1 protein-coding gene is annotated in these 3,822 nt (G+C 36.8%); it reads right to left on the bottom strand.

Annotated elements, in window-relative coordinates:
* Window positions 1-201: 201 nt before the first annotated feature.
* On the bottom strand, window positions 202-3,486 hold the full coding sequence (locus ACIQ2S_RS12040; RefSeq protein ID WP_396176325.1) for a reprolysin-like metallopeptidase: 3,285 nt from the start codon (window positions 3,484-3,486) through the stop codon (window positions 202-204).
* Window positions 3,487-3,822 lie beyond the last annotated feature (336 nt).

Genomic DNA, 3,822 nt, shown 5'->3' with positions numbered 1-3,822 from the left:
ATTGTTTTTGTAAGGGTCAAGCCGGCTACTTTTTGGTGAAGTCAGGAAGTTTGAATTTAAATCAGTCCAAAGCAAAAACTACACTTGACCTTCAATTTCAAATTGCGGAAGTCCCGCAAATAATTAGACAACTTCAAGGCAATTGGCAATAAAAAAACCCACTCTTTCGAATGGGTTTCATTGATACTATTGATTAACTATTTATTCTACAATCAATTTCTTCACTTCTTTTCGTGTGCCATCGGTTACAGAAACAAGATAAACTCCCGATTGAAGACTGTTTAAAGTAATCGTTTCTTCAAGCGAACCGTTGGATGTGTAATTTTTATCAAACACCAATCGTCCACTCATATCATAAACACCAACGTTGATTTTTTCACTTAATGTCTGACCCATTTGAATGGTAAAGGAACCTTTGGTTGGATTTGGATACATTGAAAAATCTACCAATTGATTATCATCGATTGACAGCGGTGGGTTTGCACTACAAATAGTAATACTCCAACTATTGATTGATCCTCCGTCTTGATTGAATAAATCTTGCACTTGTAAAGTCCAAATACCCTGCGAGTTTTGTCCATTGAACGCTGATAATGGTTGTTGAGGCAATAAAATTCCTGACAATGCCGGAGGTGTTGTAGAACAAACAACTCCAGCCCCTAAATCATCAAAAGTGGCAACTGTATTTTGAAAAGCACCACTGCTAGTACATTCTTGACTCATCAACTGAACTTGCGTCCCGGTTGGACTAATTAATGTTACCACCAAGTCGTTTATCCAAGTGTGAGTAACATTCAATGTTGCAGTAATTTTTTGAATCACTACGTTTTGAGTATTTGGAATTGTTAAAGTTGAACTAACGGTCGCTACTGTTGTTGGAATAGTTACTGGCACATTTGTTGAAACCGCTTGTCCACAAAAAATGGTACTGAAAGTAAAAAACGCTGAATAATTTCCCGCACAAGCGTTATTTTTAGGTTTAACTCTCCAAAACAATGTTGCAGAGCTAGGTAAATTAGTAGCTGTATAACTATTTGTTGTTACATTCGCCTCTACAACTGTTGTTGCAAAAGAAGATACCGTTGAAATTTGGATGTCATACGATGTAGCTCCCGGATCATTTAACCAATTGAATGTCAAGCTAGCAGGATTAATCCCAGTAGCATTATTAGCAGGAGTTGATAATGATGGAGGGAAGAAATCTCCATCAACTAAATTTAAATAAAAATTCATTGTCTTTACCGTAGCACCTGAAGTTGCGGTTACCACTAAGGTATAAAAGCCCACAGGAGCAGGGGTTGTATTAGAAATCTGCAAAGTAACTGCTCCAGCTGTACTAGTTGATGCAGGAGTGAATACTGCCGTAGTACCCGCAGGTTGACCAGTAACAGAAAATGCTGTTGATGCATTAAAACCCGCAAAAGTTTGATAATTAAATGTAAAAGTTGCATTAGAACCTTTACAAACTGTTTTATTTTGCTCTCCCACAACCCCACTAAAAGCCACGGCCATAGTTGATACAGGTGCCGTAATAGAAAAATTTGCGTTCGATACATCTAAAAAGATATTGCCACTGCCTTTAACCATAATTCGATTAGAGGTTCCAACACTATTTGGAACAGTAATAAGTTCTGAACCATCATTAGGTACTTGACTTGCTAATAAAATAGGGAATGTACTTCCGCCATTTGTTGATAAATAAATGTCAACATTCGGTGTATTCACCCCGTTTGCCGTAGTTCCGGCTACATTCCATATCACTGTTTGTGTGCTTCCAGCTTGCCATGACACGGCAGTATTTGGTGCAGTTACAACAAAAGGTCCTGCTGTAGCTACTGTTGTAACAGTCATATTTGCACGTGCAGTTTGACCTCCATTAGGTGTACGATTATCTCTAACAGTTAATGCAAAGCCCATTGTACGAGCTACAGAAGGAACTACTTCCCAAGTATTGGAAGTTAAACCTGAAAGAATAGAATTCATAGCAGGCAAATACCTATTTGGTGAAGCAGAAGGTGGTAGCGATCTAAAACTAGGTCCTCCCGTATTAGTTGCTGCAGGTGGTTGTGTGGAAATTTCAATATTGGTCTGTTCCCAGCAATACGTCAATGCATCTCCATTAGCATCCGTTGCATTTCCTGGTAATTCAAAAGCTGTGCTAATAGGTATAGTAAAATTAGGAATTGGCGTAATTACGGGTGCAGCATTATTATTTGCACTATTTACAGAGCAGTTACCTCCTGCTGCAACAAATGCATCCATTTGAGCTAAACTAAATGCATGAAAATGAGCATCTGAGTTATTTTGAACGTTTGGTGGACAAATTCCTGCATAACCCATAATAGTGCTAGCACTTCCCGGTTCTACAGCAGTTACCGCTGTTCGCTGACAACTATTATTTTGGGTATGAGTGGCTCCAAATTGGTGTCCCATTTCATGAGCTACATAGTCAATATCAAATGCATCTCCAACTGGAGCACCGGATCCTGTAACTCCTTTAGCTTTATTTACTGAACAAGGGGAATTTAATACAGCAATCCCTCCACCTCCTGTGCTAAATACGTGTCCAATATCGTAATTTGCGGAACCTATCGCTGCATCAACGGCCGTTTGATTTTGATTTAATAAAGCTCCACCATCATTATTACTATAGCTATCAGGCTTTTCCGGTAAAAAGAAAATAATACTTGTATTTGTAGGAACAATTTGCATGGTTAAAGACATATCGCGTTCATACACTCCATTTACACGGGTCATCGTTACATTCATAGCGGCTAACACAGCTGCATTTCTTTGGGCTACTGTTCCAGCTGCTACGCCAGCTTGATTAATATGAAATTGAGAATACTCTTCCGTAGAAGCAAGTGCCAATCGATACGTTCTAAAGATGCCTGTATTTGCTTCGATAGAATTGGCATTTTTAGGAGAGAATTGAACTCCTTTTGGTAACTCTTCTGCTACCTCTTCAACCAAACATTCAAAATAACGATCGGTTTGAGTATTCTTTTTTGCATACACCAAATAATGATTCAAATCTTTCGTGTACGGATCAATTAATGTGGTTCCTGATGAGGAAAAAATCATCCCATGAAAACCAAAAATTGTGGTACTGAAACGAATGGTACTGCTTTTATCATTAACAGCTACACCCACATACGATTTGATATCAGGATGAGTAGCGGCCAATTGAGGATGTAAATTGGAGGCTTCATAAATTCTAAAATCAACCAATTCACCTTCAGAATTTGGAAATGAGATAATAAGAGTTGATTTAACACCTTCACTATTTCGCTGAATTGCTCCATTCAACTGCGATTTTAAATTAGTTAACGATAGTTCGTAAACATCATAGGAAAGTATTGTTGTTGAACGATCTAGTTTTTCTGAACCATTTAAACGGTCTTCAGAAACTTTTTGCCACAAATTCTGTTGTGGAAATGCACTTCCAAAAGCAAAAAGCAAAATTAAAAGTAAGGTTTTTTTCATAAAAAAGTAATTAGTTTAAATAACGATATTCTCAAAAAAATTATTCTCCACAAATAGGCTAACCAAAAAGGACAGTCTATTTTTGTAGTGAAATAAAATTGGTCTAAAAATACTAAAAACATTTGTTAAACTTATGAATTCCGTAATTTTTTTCATTCTCAGTCAATTTATGAAGAAATGTACGATAATCAGAATTTTATATTCGCTCAACTGTATTTGAAGAATAATTTATTTGATAGCTAACTAACAGCTCTAAAAAAAATTGATTAATGCAAAATTTAAACTGATGTGGCAATAAAAAACACCATCAAAGAATAAAAAGGTATTGATTCATAC

It is taken from the genome of Flavobacterium sp. (assembly GCF_044371705.1).
Classification (GTDB): Bacteria; Bacteroidota; Bacteroidia; order Flavobacteriales; family Flavobacteriaceae; genus Flavobacterium.
This window is presented reverse-complemented; position numbering and strand designations above follow the sequence as displayed.

Coding starts and splice junctions, on each gene's coding strand:
- ACIQ2S_RS12040 (WP_396176325.1), bottom strand. CDS start 3,486: ATGAAAAAAACCTTACTTTTAATTTTGCTTTTTGCTTTTGGAAGTGCA.